We start from the raw sequence: 17,200 nt of genomic DNA on the forward strand, positions 1-17,200 counted from the left end.
TAAAATAATTATAGCATATTTTAACAATACACCAAATGTATGGTATAATTAATACAATAGTAAACAGGAGGATAAAATGAAATTAGTAATCAAAAATTTGACTAAAAAATACGACGACAAATTGGTACTCGACGAAGTAAATTACGAATTCAAAGAAGGAGTCATCACTTCTGTTTTGGGTAGAAATGGAGCCGGAAAAACAACTCTGTTCAACGTCTTATACGATGAGATAGATTTTGATTCGGGAGAATTTTATTTGGAAAATGCAGGCGGCACTGAACAACTTAAAAAAGAAGACATAGGAATGCTTTTTTCTGAAAATTTCTTGCCAGAATTTCTTACAGGATACGAATACATCAAATTCTATCGCGACATCAATTCTCCAAACGATATAAAAACGGTTGAAGATTACATGGAAATGATGGAATTTTCCAAGAAAGATCAAAACAGACTCATCAAAGATTATTCGCACGGAATGAAAAGCAAAATTTCTTTGATTACGTTGTTCATTTCCAGACCGAAAGTTTTGCTATTGGACGAACCATTGACAAGCTTGGATGTTGTAATCAGCACGCAAATTAAAAAATTACTTATGGAATTGAAATCGCAAGGAAGAATTATTGTACTATCTACACACATGTTAGATTTGGCAAAACAATTGAGCGAAGAAATCGTGCTACTACACCACAAAAAATTACAAAAATTGGATTTGGACAAGAACGATGAGAAATTCGATGCAGAACTTTACGACATTTTAAAGGATGAGTCCGATGAGTAATTATCTTAGCACTTATTTGAAACTTGTCATGAAGATGAAGCTCAATCAGACAATGTATCAACTTCGCGAACTCTCAATTTTCAAGAAGATTATTCCTGCGGATATTTACGGAAATGACGTGTTGAGCTTTGGCTATTCTGCAATTTTCTACATTTCATACGTAATCAAAACATTGTTTCTCAAAATCTTGTACTGTGCGGTAATCTACGGAGTTGCAGTATTTGGAGCTGCGAGGATTTTCAAAGGAACGATCCAAGAAAATATATTATTGTCCTTGTTTTACATCTCGGCTGTAATTGGAAGCATGATTTCAGAATTTACGTACGTAAGTTTCGATAACGAGGATTCGATTTGTGTCAAAGCCTTGAAACTTGACGCCAAGAAATATACGATTTTGCAGGATTATTTGTCAGACATTAGCTTTGCAATCTCTGGAATAATATTCGCGGTATTTTTCGCTATATTCGATATCAACCCAATGAATGCAATGAGTATCACTGTATTCTGCCTTGGATTTAGAAAATTAATCAAATACATCAACATTTTAGCCTATTCCACAAAAAGCAAAAAACATTTAACCGAAAACTACTTCTGCATGTGGGCGATTTTGCTATTGGGAATGGGACTTTTGGTATTGTACAGCACGAAATCCAAAATATTTGTAGAAATATTCTACTCAACTTATGCACTAATTTTCGGGATTGTTGCATACATTGTGGGTGCTGTTTTGATTTCAAAAACCGACAAAATCAGACACATCGCTAGAATTGAAATCACCAATAAATCCATAATCGACCATGACAACACATTCAAAGACATCAACACAATCGCATACCAAATCGACGACGAAAAAATCACGCAAGAAAACGTGAAAATTTACGATAATTACAACGGAATAGAATACATCAACAAATTATTCCGCTACAGATTCAAACACAAATACAAAAAAATGATACTAATTCGTTCGGGGATAATCTTGGCTGTTGGTGTAATTGGGTTTATCGTGCTAAGAGGACTCACAATCAATCCGAAACCAAGTGATTTGAAAATATTAGTGTCAGTATTTCCGATAATCTTGTTGTATTTCGGAATACAAATAGCAATTCCAGAATCGTTCAACAAATTTATTTTCTTGAATATGGATAGATATTTGATGAAACAAATGATTTACGCCAATAAACAAAACATAAAAGACACGTTAAATTTTAGAATAAAACAAAATTTAAAAGACAACGCACCTACATTTGGATTGGTGTTATTATTGATAATAAGTTGGATATTCGCCGCAAAATTAAACACAACAGATTTGATAATAAAAGCCGCAGTCGCAGTCATCATAATCTACTTGTATCAATCAGTAAAACAACTCTACATGTACATGCTACTTCAACCATTCACAGTAGGACTCAAAAGCAAAAACATCGTCTACTCAATATTAAACGCTTTTGAATCATTATTGTTCTGGGCGATAATATTCTTGCAAATAAAATTGAATTTCAACATAGGATTAGTAGCATTGGCAATCTGCATGATTTATACAGTTGTGGGATATTTCTTGGTGTTGGCAAAAGGAAATAGGACATTTAATTTGAGGAAAAGTTAGGAATGAAAAAGGCTATGAGCTCACGCTCACAGCCTTATTTTTCGTGTTGTTTGATTATATTTTCTAATCTATTGTATTCTTTTTTAAATCTCGGGTTTGTGGATTTGCTTTTCAAATCGTTTAAGTTTTTTCTTGCTGACACAAAATCATCATCGAATATGTTTTTCATTATATACAATTGTTTGATGTTTTCGCCGTAATTTGGGCTGTTTTCAAATTGTTTTAAAAGCTTTTCGTGTGTTGTGAATAGCTCATTAAACTTATTTTGCTCGTTCAATTTGAAGTGGGCGATCATTGTATTGAGCCAATATATCAATTGAAGGTCTTGGTTTTTTAACTGGTCTGCTTCAATTGTTTCATAAGTTGACAATGTTTTATTTGGTTCATTAAGTTCCAAATATCCCGCTCCCAAATTCATTTTCATTACTGCTTGAATGTGTTTGTTTTTGATTTTGGGAATTTTAGGTTCTAATTCATTGACGAAATCTTTGTATTTCATTTCTTCGAACAGTTTCATTGAATGTTTCAATTCGTTTGTTTTGTAGAAGAAATAAATTGTGTTCACTATTAAAATGACTGCCAAGACAATACCACCGATTATCCAATAATATTTAAGCATGACTTTGTCGTCGATTTTGAATATTAGTTTTATGATGAGCATAGCTATTCCTATTGCAAATGCTATGCCAAATAATTTTAGATATTTTTTCATGCGTACCTCGTTTATGCTATTTGAAAATATCAAATATACTTTTTGTAGTTTTGTTATAAATCTTGTTGTAAAGTGCTTTTTTGGGGTTTTTAAACCAGCCAATGCCTTTTTTGCCGTAAGTTGGGTCAATTGCAGACTTTAGTTGTCTCTTGTACTTTGAAGTTGTTCTTGCTTTTAATGATTTTTTCAAGCTAGCTGTTCTAAATCCTATTTTCATAAATGCCTACCTTAATATATATTATTTCTCTTATCTTTTAAACTATTTTTTGAATTTTTTAATTTATAATTATATTACATAGTTTTAAAGTTAGTTTGTCAAGTCTTTTTGCTATTTTTTAACTGGATGTAGCTGAGCGTCTGATTTTTTATCCACTTGTTTTTTTACTCCCTTTATAGTATAATTTTTATAAGTTAAAGCGAGTTAGGACTATAATAGTCCCAACTCAAGCAATTTTTGAACAAGCTTCAAAATTACGATAATTAAATTAATAACTGCTATTATTAATTTAATATTTAACTCGTGTTTTAAGCTTGTTTTTTATTGTTTTTTTATTCTTTTCTCTTTGTTTCTGATATTTTGTAATTTTTTACACTTGTTTTTTAACCATTTTTATAATATAATTTATCTATGAAATCTTTAACCTTATTCATGAGTCCACCTCCTAACTATTTTTGAATTTGTCGGGTGGCTCTGGATTATGGTTTTTTAGCTTACACTTATACTATGCACTTGTATAATTGTGTTATCAATACTTTTTTTATTGTCCTGATTATGATTTTTCAGTGTTTATGCCGTTGGTTCGGCTTTATTTTTTGCTTCCAAAAAGATATTCGAATTACTTTAGCTTTTACATTTAATTGATAATCGTTATTATATATTTATTATAATTCATTGGTGCGGATTTTCAATTGGGTTTTGTATTTGAAAATTTTGTGAGATAATAAAAATGGTGATATTATGTTGGAGTTTATGAGTTTGAATGATAAAAACATGATAGCTGTTCAAGGTGCTGGCGGGAAAACTTCGAGCGTTTTTTTGCTTGCAAATGAGTTCAAATCGATGAATGAAGCATCTCTTGTGAGTACGACGACGAAAATGGGGATTGTGAGTGAGGATAGATTTGATTATTTGTACACATTCAATGAGAATGCGAAAATTGTAGATGGGAAAATATATTTCGCATCGAAATCACGTACCGACACAAAAGAAATCGGATTTGAACCTGAATTTTTCGACAAAATTTTTGGTGAGGGTTTGTTTTCCAATATAATTTTGGAAACGGATGGGGCAAAGACAAGACCTATCAAAGCTCCTCGAGAAGATGAACCTGTAAATCCTGTAAATATCACTCATTGTGTTGGTGTGATGGGGCTTGATAGCGTGAACAAGCCTTTTGACGAGAGATTTTGCCACAGAGTTGATTTTATGGAGAAAATTATCGGAAATCCCAAGATTTTGACAACAAAAAGCTACGCTGAAATCATCAATTCCAATAGTGGTCTGTTTAAAAATTCATATCATGCGAAAAAGTTTTTGATTTTGAATAAGGCAGACACACAACAAGATATTGAAAATGCGATGGATATTATTGAGAGAATTGATGTGGACGTGAAGATTTTTGTGATGAGTTTTGGGAAGATTATAAAAATATACTAGGAGAATTTTATGAATTTACTTGAAGATTTGAATTTTGATGAGAATCATATTATTAAGGATACAATTGTTAGAAATGAAAAGTTTGACATTCACAGGATCCAATCGAAAAACGAAACATCAGGGCCGTACAATCAGGATTTTGACGAATTTGTTGTCGTGATTAAGGGGGAAGCGATGTTGAATGTCGAAGGAAAAGATGTAAGACTCAAAGAAATGGACACGTATTTTATTCCGAAAAATGTAGTTCACGAAGTAAAAAGCACAAGTGATGAATGTGTGTGGCTGTGTTTTGCGATAAAATAGTTGACAATTGATTAAAGAGAGTATATAATAATTTGGTATGTAAAAGGAGTCATTTCCTTTTATGCAATACAGAAAGTCGCCGATGGCCGGGTGTGCGACGTGTCTAAATTCCCGGTGAGAAAACAATCGCTTTTTGGCAGCGATGTCCAAGTAGCCAAATATTGTAAATAAAGGAAAGGATGAATTGAATGAAAACTTATATACCTAAGAAAGATGACATCCAAAGAAAATGGTATGTAGTAGACGCAACAGATGTTGTTTTAGGTAGATTATCTACTGAAGTTGCTTCTATTTTAAGAGGAAAAAACAAACCAATGTTTACTCCTAATGCGGATGTTGGAGATTACGTAATCGTAATTAATGCAGAAAAAGTTAAATTAACAGGTAAAAAATTAGAACAAAAAGAATTAAGACATTACACAGGATACGCTGGTGGTCTTAAATCAATTACCTACAAAGACTTAATGCAAAAAGACCCAGAAAGAGCTGTAACTCATGCTATCGTTGGCATGCTTCCTCACAACTCTTTAGGACGTCAAATGGCTAAAAAATTAAGAGTTTACAGAGGCGCTGATCACGATCACATCGCTCAAAACCCTGAAGTTTTGGAAATTAAGTAGGAGGTAATTAAATGGCTAATAATAGATATCAAGGAACTGGTAGAAGAAAAACTTCTGTTGCTAGAGTTACTTTAGTACCAGGAAGTGGAAAATTCACAATTAACAAAAAAGATATAAGTGAATACTTTAACTTCGATACATTAAGAGTTATAGCTAAAGAAGCTTTGGAATTAACAAATAACGCTGAAAGCTATGATGTTACTGTTAATGTAAAAGGTGGCGGATACACTGGTCAAGCAGGTGCTATTAGACATGGTGTTGCTCGTGCTTTATTAGAAGTTGACCCAGACTACAGAGCTGAATTAAAAAGAGCAGGTTTCTTAACTAGAGACCCTCGTAAAAAGGAAAGAAAGAAATACGGCTTGAAAAAAGCGCGTAAATCTCCACAATTCAGTAAGAGATAGTTTTATCGAAATCAATCCCACAGATTTATGTCTGTGGGTTTTTTATTTGTGCAAAAATTATTAGAAATATATTGACGTATCACGTATTAGTACGTATAATAAAAGTGTCAGGAGGTAAAGTGCACATGCCGATGACACAAAAAGAAATGGTCAAACTTCTGAAACAACATGGATTCGTTGAGGTAAAAAGTGAGGGCAAAGGCTCACATATCAAAATGAAAAAACCAGGAGTAAGATCAATTCCTGTTCCTAAAGGTGAATTGAAAAAAGGAACGGAAAGACAAATATTGAAGCAAACATGGCTATTATAGCCTGCTACTTCAATATCTAATGGAGGTGTTTTATGTTAGTAAGTTATCCAGCATTGTTTTACAAAGAACCAGAAGGCGGATATTTTATTAATTTCCCTGATTTTGAGTATTCAGGAACGCAGGGCGAAGATATTTCGGATGCTTTATTCATGGCTAGTGATTGGTTAGGAATTACTGTAGCGGAATGCTTGGAAGAAGGAATAGATTTGCCTAAAGTTAGCAATATTAATGATTTGTCGCTAGATGGAAACAATCCTTTCAAAGATGATCCTGAAATTAATCTGGAATACGTTGAGAATGAATCATTTATTTCTATGATTTGTGTAGATGTAGAGAAATATTTTGAAAACACTAAATTAGTAAAGAAGACTTTATCCATACCAAAATGGGCGAATGATTTGGGTAACAGATTGAATTTGAATTTTTCAAAAGTTTTAACTGTTGCTATTGAAAATGAAGCTATAAAATAAATATTTTCAAAGGACTATTCTTTTTGATAGTCCTTTATTTTTTATTTGCGTAAAAAATTATTATTTCAAACTCCCAATCAATATATGATATACTTATTAAGTAAAAAGGTTGTGATTATTTTGAATATCGATATAATTTCGGTGGGTAAGGTTAAGGAAAAATACATAAAGCTAGGTATTGCAGAATTTTCGAAGAGATTATCTGCACACTGCAAGCTAAATATTATCGAGGTTGATGATTTGAGTGCTGCAGAGAATTTGTCCGACAGTGAAAAGGAAATTGTAAAGGACAAGGAAGCGGAGAAAATCATCTCTAAAATCAAGGATAGTCATTATGTGATTACTTTGGAAATTTTGGGAAATCAACTTACTAGCGAAAAATTAGCCGCAAAGATTGAAAACTTAACTGTTCAAGGCCATTCCAATATTTGTTTCGTGATCGGTGGATCGTTGGGACTGGGAAAAAGTGTACTTGATAGGAGCGATTATGCGCTTTCTTTTTCCAAATTTACATTTCCACATCAACTAATGAGACTGATTTTGTTGGAACAAATTTATCGTAGTTTCAGAATAATTAATAATTTACCATATCATAAGTGAGGATAAAATGAAGGGAAAAAAGACGACTGTTGCATTGGCTTTTCTTATCGTTATTTTATTGGGAGTGATTGGGTTTAAATACTCACAAATGTCTGGACAATCTCCAATTCAAGCATCACACAAAAATTCCCAAGTAAAAAATGCTGCACAATCAAATTCTCAATCAAAAGAAAAAGCTGATGACAAATCAGAAAAACCAAAAGAGAATAAAAATCTGGAAAAGAAAGAGATAACCATAACATGTTGGGGTGATTATATGAATCACATCACGCAAATTCGCCAAGCAAAGGCTACAAATTATGATTTTACGGATTCTTTTGCGGCTATTAAAGATATTGTGGGTAAGAGTGATTTGTCCGTAGTCAATTTGGAGACGACGATTGCGAAGGATACTTCAGATATGAGCGGTTATCCAGAATTTGCAACGCACGAAAACGTAATAAAAGCGTTAAAAGATACGGGTTTTGATGTTGTTAGCACTGCAAACAATCACGCATATGACAGAAGATTGAAGGGGATTGACCGCACGATAGAAATAATTGAAAAGTACGGTTTGAAAAGGACTGGTACGTTCAAGGAAAATGAATCGACCAATCCACTTATCGTAGATGTCAAAGGAATAAAGGTTGGATTTTTCTCTTATTCACAAATGCTCAATGGCTACGAAAAATTGATGCTAAATTCTGGAAGAGACACTGCTGTAAATTTGATTGATATGGACAAAATCAAAAAAGATGTTGATTATTTGAAGAAAAATCACGCCGATGTGATAATGTGCTACATGCATTGGGGAGAGGAATATTCTGATTATCCCAACTCTTATCAGAAAAACACATTCAAGAAACTTTCTGACATGGGAGTGGACTTGGTGATAGGATCTCATCCACACACAATACAAAAATCTGAAGTGATTGAAAACAACGGCAAGAAATCTTACTGTGTATATTCTCTGGGAAATCTAGTTTCAGATCAAAGAGAATCTTACGGACAATATTACGGAGTAGAAATCGGAGTGTACTCGGACATTAAAATCGAGAAAATTGGGGACAAGACAACTGTAAAAAGTTTCGAAAACAAGCCATATTATGTGGACAAATACACAGATAGTGTGACTACAAGATATGTCGTAGTTCCAGTTAAACAAGTCCTCAATTCAGAAATAAATTATCCGAGAAAAGATAAAATAATATCCAAATTAAACAGAGCAAATCAACATTACGAGAAAATATTTAACAAGGAGTAAAAATGGGAAATATAATACTTACTGGTGACAGACCAACAGGAAAACTACATTTGGGTCATTACGTAGGCTCATTAAAAAACAGAGTTATCATGCAAAACAAAGGCGATTTCGACAAGATGTATGTCATGATTGCCGATGCACAAGCATTGACAGACAACTTCAACAATCCAGACAAAGTTCGTGAGAATATCATTGAAGTTGCGCTTGATTATTTAAGTTGCGGAATCGATCCTAATAAAGTTACGATTTTTGTGCAATCACACGTTGAACAACTAACAGAATTGATGTTTTATTATATGAACTTGGTTACACTTTCAAGACTCGAAAGAAATCCTACAGTTAAAGCTGAAATCAAACAAAAGGAATTTGGAGCGAGCCTTCCTGTAGGTTTCTTGACTTATCCAATCAGCCAAGCAGCAGATATCACGCTTTTCAATGCAAATATAGTTCCAGTTGGAGAAGATCAGCTTCCAATGCTGGAACAAACACGTGAAATTGTCCGAACATTCAACAACTATTACTCAGAAGTTCTGGTTGAACCAAAAGCTGTAATTCCTGACAACAAAATCTGTTCCAGACTTCCAGGACTAGATGGCAAGGCGAAAATGAGCAAATCGTTGGGTAACTGTATTTATTTGTCAGATTCAGAAAAAGATGTCAAATCAAAAGTAATGAGCATGTTCACAGACCCTAACCACATTCAAATATCAGATCCTGGAAAGGTTGAAGGAAACACAGTGTTCACTTATTTGGATGCATTCTGTGTAGATGATGATTTCTCAGAATTTCTTCCAGAATATAAAAATTTGGACGAATTAAAAGATCACTACAGACGTGGTGGACTTGGCGATGTCAAAATCAAAAAATTCTTGAACAATATTTTGCAAAAAGAATTATCGCCAATCAGAGAAAAAAGAAAACACTACGAACAAAACATTCCAGAAATTTTCGACATGTTATTAAAAGGATCAGAAGATGCCAGAAAAGTTGGAGCAGAAACTTTGAAGAAAGTAAAAGCTGCAATGGGAATCAACTACTTCGAAGATGTGGAATTGATTAACAAACAACAACAAAAATACAAATAAATGTAGAATCAATCACTTCGGTGGTTGATTTTTTATTGCAATAAAGTATATTGAAATATAAGCAAAAATATAAACACGATTATAAATGTTAAAAATATATTGCAATTAATCGTGATTAGTGTTACAATGAATTCAACAAGATAAAGAATCTTGAAAATCAGTGCACAGATTAAAAAATGAAAAGGTGGTTAGATTATGAAATTTGAAATTGGTAATTTCAATGTCAAGGATGTAGTTTTCGGTGATAAGACAAAATTCGAGAACAACATTTTGACGATTAACAAACAAGAGGCAATCGAATTCATAAAAAGAGATGAGCATATTACAGAATGTGATATTGAGATTGCAAAACCAGGCGATGAAGTTCGTATAGTTCCTATTAAAGAAGCTGTTGAACCTAGAATTAGACCAGATAAGAGAGCAGTATTTCCATCTATCACTGGAGAATTAGTTCCAACTGGTGAAGGTAGAGTTCATGCTTTGAAGGGAGTAAGCGTTTTAGGCGTTGGAATGCATTGGGGAAGTTTTGGCGATGGACTTTTGGATATGTCAGGTGAAGGTGCCAACTATTCATACTTTTCACAATTAATAAACGTTTGCTTAGTTATTGACACAGACGAAGAATTTGAAAGACACGAACAACAAAAGAAAAATCATGCAATAAGATGGGCTTGCCACTTATTTGCTGAATACTTAGGAGAAACTGTTATAGATCAACAACCAGAAGAAATCGAAAAATATGAATTTACTCCTGTTACAAAAAGAAGTGACGAGGTAAACAAACTTCCTTCAGTTGTTTTGGTTATGCAACCACAATCACAAATGGAAGAATTAGGATATAATGATTTGATTTATGGTTGGGATATGAACAAATACCTTCCAACATTTATGAGTCCAACAGAAGTTTTGGATGGTTGTATTATTGGCGGAAGCTTCATGCCATGCTCTTCGAAATGGGCAACATATGATTTTCAAAACTTCCCAATAATAAAAGAATTGTTCAAAGAACATGGAAAATCTATTAACTTCTTGGGAGTTATAATGTCCAACTTAAACGTTTCTTTGGAACAAAAAGAAAGAGCGGCTATTTTTGTATCAAATATGGCAAAATCATTGGGAGCAGATGGTGCTATTGTTACTGAAGAAGGATATGGTAACCCTGATGCAGACTATGTAAGATGCATTTGCGCATTGGAAGATGTTGGAGTAAAAGTTGTCGGTATCAGCAACGAATGTACAGGACGTGACGGTAAATCACAACCATTAGTAGTTATGAACGAAAAAACTGATGCATTAGTATCTACAGGAAATGTTTCTCAATTGATTAGATTAAAACCAATGAAGAAAGTAATTGGTGAATTGGAAGCATTGGCAAGAGACGGATTGTCTGGCGGATGGGCAGGCGATGAAATATTAGGACCATCTGTAAAAGAAGACGGATCTGTAATTATGGAAAACAATGCTATGTTCTGTGGAGATCAAATAGCAGGTTGGTCAAGAAAAACTATGAAAGAATATTAGGAGTGAAGCTATGAAAAAAGCTATTGTATATATAAATCAATTCTTCGCTGGTATTGGTGGAGAAGATAAGGCAGATTATAAGCCAGAAATAAGAAATGAATTAGTAGGTCCAGCATCAGCGTTCAATTCAATGCTTGATGCAGAAGTTACACATACAATTATTTGTGGGGATAACTACATTGGTTCTAACCCAGAAGAAGCAACAGAAGAAATATTGGGATTTTTAGCAGGATTAGACTTTGATTTGTTCGTAGCAGGTCCTGCATTCCAAGCTGGTCGTTACGGTGTTGCTTGCGGTAGAATTTGTAAGGCTGTTAAAGAAAAATTCGGCGCAAAAGTAATTACATCAATGCATCCAGAAAATCCAGGCGTTGAAATGTATAGAAAAGACATGGTTATTTTCAAAGGTGGTAAGTCTGCCAGAGAAATGAAAGAAGATGTAAAAGCTATTTCAAACTATGCAAATAAATATTTGAATGGAGAAGAACTAGGATCTGCAGCTGAGGAAGGATATTTCTCTCAAGGAATCAGAAACCAATACTTCAATCCTGAAATGAAACCAGCAGCTCAAAGAGGCGTTGAGATGCTTATTAAAAAATTAAACGGAGAAGAATTTGTTACTGAGCTTCCAATTCCTGTTAAAGATGTAATAGAACCAGCAGAACCTATCAAAGATTTGAAGCATGCGAAAATAGCTTTGATGACAACAGGTGGAATTGTTCCTGTAGATAACCCAGATAGAATTCAATCTGCATCTGCTACTAGATGGGGAAAATACGATGTAACAGGAATGGACAGGTTAAAATCAGGCGAATTTAAAACAATTCACGCAGGATTTGATCCGGCTGCAGCAAATGCCGATCCTAACGTAATTATGCCAATCGATGTTTTGAGAGATATGGAAGGTAAAGTTTACGGAGAGCTTCACAAATATTTCTATTCAACAGTTGGAACTGGAACTACTCAAGCAGAAGCTGAAAGAATGTCATCTGAAATTCTAAAAGAATTGCAAGAAGCCAATGTTGACGGGGTTATAATGACTAGTACCTGAGGTACATGTACTCGCTGCGGTGCAGCGATGGTAAATGTGATTGAAAAAGCTGGTATTCCAATTGTTCAAATGTGTAACTTGGTTCCAGTAGCTCAATCAGTTGGTGTTAATAAAATTGTACCAACAATTTCAATTCCTTATCCATTAGGAGACCCAGCTACAGGTAAAGATGTTCAATGGAATTTGAGACATCACAGAGTAGAAGTAGCATTAAATGCTTTGACAGAAAAAATAGAAGAACCAAAAGTTTATACGGTTTAAGAAATGAAGGGGGATTAAATTCCCCCTCCTATATAATGGAGAATTGATATGAATAATAAAAAAAGAAATACTGTTTATATAATTTCCATGTTAATTAGTGTTGCAATAGCTGCATGGGGAATTTTGGGATCAAAAAGTTTCGAAAATGCTGCAAACGCTTTGATGAAAGCAGTAACAGTTAATATGGGATGGCTATATTTAATAGCAATGCTTACATTTGTAGTTTTTGCATTAATAGTAGCATTTTCAAAATACGGTAATATAAAATTGGGAGCTGATGATTCAAAACCAGAATATTCTACGCTTTCTTGGTTTGGAATGTTGTTTGGTGCTGGTATGGGAATAGGACTTGTATTTTATGGAGTTGCAGAGCCAATGGCACACTTCGTTGCTCCGATTGAATCGATAAAAGCAGGAAGCGCGGAAGCGGCGAATTTCGCAATGAGAGCATCATTCATGCACTGGGGAATTCATCCATGGGCCAACTATTCGATAATAGGGCTTGGACTTGCATATTTCCAATTTAGAAAAAACAAACCAGGTTTGATTTCTACACTTTTCATCCCATTACTTGGAGAAGAAAAAGTTAATGGACCTATTGGAAAAACAATAGATATATTTGCAGTTATCGCAACTATTGCGGGAGTTGCAACATCTCTAGGAATGGGAACTTTACAAATCAATTCAGGATTGACTCATTTATTCAACATTCCAAATAATCAAATGACTTGGTTAATCATTATAATAATAATTGCAGTTATATATATTTGGACTGCTGTATCAGGAATAGACAAAGGAATTAACTTGATTTCGAACATAAATCTAATACTTGCAGGAACTGTTCTTTTGGTATCATTTATTGTAGGACCTAAAATTTTGATGCTAAATTCATTTACAAGTGGTATTGGAGCTTATCTGAACAATTTCTTCACAGATTCACTTGCTATTAATCCATTTGGTAAAAATGATTGGCTTCTAGGATGGAGAATATTCTACTGGGCATGGTGGCTTGCATGGGCTCCATTTGTTGGTACTTTTATTGCGAGAATTTCCAAAGGAAGGACTGTTCGTGAGTTCATACTTGGAGTTTCAGTTGCGCCGGCGTTTGCATCTATAGTATGGTTTTCAGTTTTTGGACCATTGGGATTGAACCTAGCGCAAAAGATGCCATTTGATAAGGTAAAAGAATTGGCTGCAAATTCAGAATTAGCTTTGTTTAAAGTATTTGCAGAATATCCAATGGGAACCTTCCTTTCAATTGTAACGGTAGTTTTGTTGTGTACATTCTTTATTACATCAGCAAACTCAGCAACTTTCGTATTGAGTATGCTTAGTCAAGATGGCGATTTGAATCCAGCAAGCAGCAAAAAATTAGTATGGGGAGTTTTGCAAGCAGTTATTGCATACGCACTACTACTTTCAGGTGGACTTAAAGCATTACAAACAGCGTCTGTTGCAGCAGCTTTCCCATTTATATTTATAATGCTTTTGATTTGCGTTGCGATTATAAAAGCATTCAAGACAGAAAAATTATAGTTATAAATTTCGAAAAGAGCTTGTCGTATTGGCAAGCTCTTTTGTTTGACACTTAATAAACAACTACATAAATGATATAATTATATTTATAAAATATTGGGAGGATACTGATGCTCGATACGAAGAAAAAATTAACGAAACACAAAAAAAATATGATAAATGGATTCATGAATTGCACGAAAAAAATTATTCGTGAACAAGGAATAGACGCTGTTACTATACGAAAAGTAGCTGAGTGCAGTATGATGAATAGCGCTACAATTTATAATTATTTCGAAAATTTGGATCATCTTATTATATTTTCGATAATGGATCAATTAGAAGATTACATTAAAGCTTTGCCAGATGCTATCAAAGATTGTGATAATTCATTAGATAAGTTCTACGCTATATGGGATTGCTTTGTAAAATATTCTTTTAATAGTTCCGATGCGTATATGAGATTGTTTTTTTCGAATTTAGAAAATCAAATAGAGTATTACATTGAGCAATACTACAAGATTTTTCCAATGGAATTGAATACTGAAGATTATCCAGATGATGTTATTGATATGTTGAATTCTAGTGCTATTTTCACAAGAAACATATATATCATGAAAGATTTTGTTGCTGAAGGCATAATTGACGAGAAAGATTTGTACGATATTAACAATATTATGATTTTTACTTACGAAGGATTACTTAGAAGAGTTAATTCTGGAGTTTTGGACATCGACAAAGGGATTTCGATGTTTAATAATTATATTAGAAAGATAATAAATTTATTCAAAAAATAAGTTTATATCAAATAGAATTTAAATCGAATCACTTGCTTAAAAATATTATTTAAGGGTATAAATAAATAATGAAAGGAAGATTTTTATGTTAAGAACAAAAGTAGGATCTAGATTATATAATGTAAATGAAGCTATTAAGCTTGGAGAAATTGCGATAGCTAGCTTGAATGAGGTGCAATCTTATTTGGGTACAGCTTCAGGATGGGGAATTTTCGATATTTTCAAGGGTAAGACTATTACTACTATGATTAAACGCTCGAATTTGAAAAAGGCGAAGAATCAAGCTAAGAAGGCTGATTTGGCGATTAGAAAGTTCAACAATATTATGATTGATTTGGATAAGAAACCAAGTGTTGGTTTCAGATATAAAAAGACATTTTTCTTGGCGGATTATTTTGATAACAAATTTTTCGATTCTGTTATTCAAATGCAAATTTTATCTAACAAGAAAAATTGTGAAAACGCCATCAAACAATTGAAAAAAGAAGTGTATAATTTACAAAAGGAAAAAATGAATTTGATGAACGAATAACTTTTATGTTTTTACAGGGGGTATTATGTTAAAAGAATTTAAGAAATTCATTACTGAAGGTAATGTAATGGATTTGGCAGTTGCCGTTATCATGGGTGCTGCTGTTAAGGAAATGGTGGATGGACTTATCAATGGTCTTATCGCGCCTTTGATTGGGGCAGCAACAGCAGGTGTCAACATGAAGGAAATGGCTGTTACAATTGCTGGAGTTAAGTTGCAATACGGTTTGTTCTTGGATGCTTTGGTTAAATTTATTATTATTGCATTCGTAGTTTTCATTATGGTTAAAGCTATTAACAAGGGTCGTGATTCTTTGCATAAAGAACCGGCGCCAGAACCAACAACAAAAACTTGCCCATATTGCAAGAGTGAAATAGACATTACTGCTACTAGATGTCCACACTGTACATCTGAATTAACAGAATAATAATTCAAAAGAGGATAATTGTATCCTCTTTTTTGTTGTTTTTGTGTTATACTGAAGACATAATAATTTATAATAAGGAGATAGAAATGAAATACGATTTTGAAACTATTAGTGACAGAAACGAAATGGGTTCTAGAAAATGGGAAATTAGAAGCGAACAATTTCCAAATTTGAAAAAAGATGTTGTTCCATTTAGTTCAGCTGATATGGAATTTAAAAATGCACCGGAAATTATCGATGGTTTGAAAAAACGCTTAGATAATTTGGTTTTGGGATATTGTGCTCCTACAGAAAGATTTTTCAACAGTATTATCAATTGGGACAAGAAACACCACAATGCAGATATAAAAAAAGAATGGATTGTTGAAGTACCAACTGTTGTTAATGGATTTTTCGCTGCAGTAAGTGCCTTTACTAAAAAAGGTGATTCTGTAATGATTATGAGACCAGTGTATGGTCCATTCAGATTAGCTATTGAAATGAACGATAGGGTAATGACAGATGTTGCCTTGATTTCTGATGAACGCAATAATTACTCAATTGATTTTGAAAAATTTGAATCAGAATGTAAAAAAGATGAAAACAAGATGGTTATTCTTTGCAATCCTCACAACCCAGGAGGAATTTTGTGGAGCAAGGATGATTTGGAAAAAGTAATCAAGATTGCAAACGAAAATGATGTGGTTGTAGTTGTTGATGAGATTTGGCAAGATATTGTTATGCCTGGAAACACTCACACATCTGTGCTTTCATTGGATAGAAAATTAATCGAAAAAGCTGTAGTGTGTCAATCTGCTACGAAATCTTTTAACCTGGCTGGACTTTGCTGCGGTTACACAATTATCTCCGATCCTGAAATGATGGAACAATACAAGAAGACTTTGGATGTTATGAGAAGTAACGCTGTCAATGTTATGGGACTTGAAGCTACACAATTGGCTTTTGATAATGCAGAAGATTGGCTAAATGAAATGATCAAAGTCATCGATACTAACCAAAAAATCGTCTACGATTTCTTCAAAGAAAAATATCCTAAAATTATCGTAAATCATCTTCAAGCAACTTATGTTATGTGGATGGATTTCAGATGTTTGGGATTAAGTGGCGATAAGTTGATGCAAACTTTGGTAGACAAGGCTGATTTGGTGTTTACTGACGGAAGATTCTTCGGTGAATGCGACGGATTTGTGAGATTTAACGTTGCAGCGCCAACACATTTGATCAAAGATGCACTAGCTCGTTTGGACAATTTACTACAAGAAATATACAAATAAAAAAATTTCCCGAAACTCGTTTGAATTTCGGGATTT

The 17,200-nt window shown here is 33.6% G+C and carries 20 protein-coding genes; 18 read left to right on the plus strand and 2 right to left on the minus strand.

What is annotated here, in order from left to right; all coding sequences use genetic code 11:
- Positions 1-76 precede the first annotated feature (76 nt).
- Together ACU68Y_RS03015 and ACU68Y_RS03020 are read left to right on the plus strand one after the other, a co-directional pair.
- The gene (locus ACU68Y_RS03015; protein WP_446755499.1) at positions 77-778 is read left to right on the plus strand and encodes an ABC transporter ATP-binding protein; all 702 of its coding nucleotides are present in this window, start codon (positions 77-79) and stop codon (positions 776-778) included.
- The gene (locus tag ACU68Y_RS03020; RefSeq protein ID WP_446755500.1) at positions 771-2,381 is read left to right on the plus strand and encodes a hypothetical protein; all 1,611 of its coding nucleotides are present in this window, start codon (positions 771-773) and stop codon (positions 2,379-2,381) included. Before ACU68Y_RS03015 ends, ACU68Y_RS03020 begins: the two co-directional genes overlap by 8 nt.
- A 34-nt stretch (positions 2,382-2,415) precedes the next feature.
- Here ACU68Y_RS03020 and ACU68Y_RS03025 read toward each other — a convergent pair whose 3' ends face one another.
- Entirely contained in the window at positions 2,416-3,093 is a 678-nt protein-coding gene (locus ACU68Y_RS03025; RefSeq protein ID WP_446755501.1) for a hypothetical protein, read from the minus strand.
- A gap of 16 nt (positions 3,094-3,109) precedes the next feature.
- On the minus strand, positions 3,110-3,310 hold the full coding sequence (locus ACU68Y_RS03030) for a hypothetical protein (protein WP_446755502.1): 201 nt from the start codon (positions 3,308-3,310) through the stop codon (positions 3,110-3,112).
- A 741-nt stretch (positions 3,311-4,051) separates the two neighbouring features.
- Between ACU68Y_RS03030 and yqeC the strand changes: the two genes are divergently transcribed.
- From yqeC to ACU68Y_RS03110, 16 genes are all read left to right on the plus strand, one after another.
- A complete protein-coding gene (gene yqeC / locus ACU68Y_RS03035) occupies positions 4,052-4,750 on the plus strand; it encodes a selenium cofactor biosynthesis protein YqeC (protein WP_446755503.1) in 699 nt (232 codons plus the stop codon).
- A 9-nt stretch (positions 4,751-4,759) separates the two neighbouring features.
- A complete protein-coding gene (locus ACU68Y_RS03040; RefSeq protein WP_002838986.1) occupies positions 4,760-5,053 on the plus strand; it encodes a cupin domain-containing protein in 294 nt (97 codons plus the stop codon).
- A gap of 188 nt (positions 5,054-5,241) precedes the next feature.
- On the plus strand, positions 5,242-5,673 hold the full coding sequence (gene rplM, locus ACU68Y_RS03045; protein ID WP_002838046.1) for a 50S ribosomal protein L13: 432 nt from the start codon (positions 5,242-5,244) through the stop codon (positions 5,671-5,673).
- 11 nt (positions 5,674-5,684) lie between these two features.
- Positions 5,685-6,077: a 30S ribosomal protein S9 gene (gene rpsI / locus ACU68Y_RS03050; protein WP_002838975.1), complete on the plus strand. Its 393-nt coding sequence runs from the start codon at positions 5,685-5,687 to the stop codon at positions 6,075-6,077.
- Between the two features lie 131 nt (positions 6,078-6,208).
- Entirely contained in the window at positions 6,209-6,388 is a 180-nt protein-coding gene (locus ACU68Y_RS03055; RefSeq protein WP_446755504.1) for a type II toxin-antitoxin system HicA family toxin, read from the plus strand.
- Between the two features lie 32 nt (positions 6,389-6,420).
- Positions 6,421-6,858 (plus strand): type II toxin-antitoxin system HicB family antitoxin, encoded by a 438-nt coding sequence (locus tag ACU68Y_RS03060; RefSeq protein ID WP_446755505.1) that lies wholly within the window; start codon positions 6,421-6,423, stop codon positions 6,856-6,858.
- 120 nt (positions 6,859-6,978) lie between these two features.
- On the plus strand, positions 6,979-7,458 hold the full coding sequence (gene rlmH, locus ACU68Y_RS03065; RefSeq protein WP_446755560.1) for a 23S rRNA (pseudouridine(1915)-N(3))-methyltransferase RlmH: 480 nt from the start codon (positions 6,979-6,981) through the stop codon (positions 7,456-7,458).
- A 7-nt stretch (positions 7,459-7,465) separates the two neighbouring features.
- Positions 7,466-8,701, plus strand: coding sequence for a CapA family protein (locus tag ACU68Y_RS03070; RefSeq protein ID WP_446755506.1), 1,236 nt, complete (start codon positions 7,466-7,468; stop codon positions 8,699-8,701).
- Between the two features lie 2 nt (positions 8,702-8,703).
- Entirely contained in the window at positions 8,704-9,786 is a 1,083-nt protein-coding gene (gene trpS, locus ACU68Y_RS03075) for a tryptophan--tRNA ligase (RefSeq protein WP_060790434.1), read from the plus strand.
- Positions 9,787-9,981: 195 nt separating this feature from the next.
- Positions 9,982-11,307 carry a glycine/sarcosine/betaine reductase component B subunit gene (locus ACU68Y_RS03080; protein WP_311433230.1) on the plus strand — a complete coding sequence of 442 codons (1,326 nt, stop codon included), beginning with the start codon at positions 9,982-9,984 and terminating at the stop codon, positions 11,305-11,307.
- A 10-nt stretch (positions 11,308-11,317) separates the two neighbouring features.
- On the plus strand, positions 11,318-12,619 hold the full coding sequence (locus ACU68Y_RS03085) for a glycine/betaine/sarcosine/D-proline family reductase selenoprotein B (RefSeq protein WP_080503397.1): 1,302 nt from the start codon (positions 11,318-11,320) through the stop codon (positions 12,617-12,619).
- 48 nt (positions 12,620-12,667) lie between these two features.
- Positions 12,668-14,155 (plus strand): glycine betaine uptake BCCT transporter, encoded by a 1,488-nt coding sequence (locus ACU68Y_RS03090; protein ID WP_316517586.1) that lies wholly within the window; start codon positions 12,668-12,670, stop codon positions 14,153-14,155.
- Between the two features lie 110 nt (positions 14,156-14,265).
- A complete protein-coding gene (locus ACU68Y_RS03095) occupies positions 14,266-14,931 on the plus strand; it encodes a TetR/AcrR family transcriptional regulator (protein WP_002840758.1) in 666 nt (221 codons plus the stop codon).
- Between the two features lie 85 nt (positions 14,932-15,016).
- The gene (locus ACU68Y_RS03100) at positions 15,017-15,463 is read left to right on the plus strand and encodes a hypothetical protein (RefSeq protein WP_035112273.1); all 447 of its coding nucleotides are present in this window, start codon (positions 15,017-15,019) and stop codon (positions 15,461-15,463) included.
- A 25-nt stretch (positions 15,464-15,488) separates the two neighbouring features.
- A complete protein-coding gene (gene mscL / locus ACU68Y_RS03105; RefSeq protein ID WP_035112275.1) occupies positions 15,489-15,890 on the plus strand; it encodes a large conductance mechanosensitive channel protein MscL in 402 nt (133 codons plus the stop codon).
- An 86-nt stretch (positions 15,891-15,976) separates the two neighbouring features.
- Entirely contained in the window at positions 15,977-17,164 is a 1,188-nt protein-coding gene (locus tag ACU68Y_RS03110) for a MalY/PatB family protein (RefSeq protein ID WP_446755507.1), read from the plus strand.
- Positions 17,165-17,200: the final 36 nt, after the last annotated feature.

This window comes from Finegoldia sp. P1-F-LS (assembly GCF_052932205.1).

Bases quoted from the DNA above. Each gene is read 5' to 3' on its own strand.
- rpsI (WP_002838975.1), top strand. From the start codon at position 5,685: ATGGCTAATAATAGATATCAAGGAACTGGTAGAAGAAAAACTTCTGTT.
- ACU68Y_RS03095 (WP_002840758.1), top strand. From the start codon at position 14,266: ATGCTCGATACGAAGAAAAAATTAACGAAACACAAAAAAAATATGATA.
- ACU68Y_RS03015 (WP_446755499.1), top strand. From the start codon at position 77: ATGAAATTAGTAATCAAAAATTTGACTAAAAAATACGACGACAAATTG.
- ACU68Y_RS03030 (WP_446755502.1), bottom strand. From the start codon at position 3,310: ATGAAAATAGGATTTAGAACAGCTAGCTTGAAAAAATCATTAAAAGCA.
- trpS (WP_060790434.1), top strand. From the start codon at position 8,704: ATGGGAAATATAATACTTACTGGTGACAGACCAACAGGAAAACTACAT.
- ACU68Y_RS03100 (WP_035112273.1), top strand. From the start codon at position 15,017: ATGTTAAGAACAAAAGTAGGATCTAGATTATATAATGTAAATGAAGCT.
- ACU68Y_RS03060 (WP_446755505.1), top strand. From the start codon at position 6,421: ATGTTAGTAAGTTATCCAGCATTGTTTTACAAAGAACCAGAAGGCGGA.
- ACU68Y_RS03020 (WP_446755500.1), top strand. From the start codon at position 771: ATGAGTAATTATCTTAGCACTTATTTGAAACTTGTCATGAAGATGAAG.
- ACU68Y_RS03070 (WP_446755506.1), top strand. From the start codon at position 7,466: ATGAAGGGAAAAAAGACGACTGTTGCATTGGCTTTTCTTATCGTTATT.
- yqeC (WP_446755503.1), top strand. From the start codon at position 4,052: ATGTTGGAGTTTATGAGTTTGAATGATAAAAACATGATAGCTGTTCAA.
- rplM (WP_002838046.1), top strand. From the start codon at position 5,242: ATGAAAACTTATATACCTAAGAAAGATGACATCCAAAGAAAATGGTAT.
- ACU68Y_RS03040 (WP_002838986.1), top strand. From the start codon at position 4,760: ATGAATTTACTTGAAGATTTGAATTTTGATGAGAATCATATTATTAAG.
- ACU68Y_RS03080 (WP_311433230.1), top strand. From the start codon at position 9,982: ATGAAATTTGAAATTGGTAATTTCAATGTCAAGGATGTAGTTTTCGGT.
- ACU68Y_RS03110 (WP_446755507.1), top strand. From the start codon at position 15,977: ATGAAATACGATTTTGAAACTATTAGTGACAGAAACGAAATGGGTTCT.
- ACU68Y_RS03090 (WP_316517586.1), top strand. From the start codon at position 12,668: ATGAATAATAAAAAAAGAAATACTGTTTATATAATTTCCATGTTAATT.
- ACU68Y_RS03055 (WP_446755504.1), top strand. From the start codon at position 6,209: ATGACACAAAAAGAAATGGTCAAACTTCTGAAACAACATGGATTCGTT.
- mscL (WP_035112275.1), top strand. From the start codon at position 15,489: ATGTTAAAAGAATTTAAGAAATTCATTACTGAAGGTAATGTAATGGAT.
- ACU68Y_RS03025 (WP_446755501.1), bottom strand. From the start codon at position 3,093: ATGAAAAAATATCTAAAATTATTTGGCATAGCATTTGCAATAGGAATA.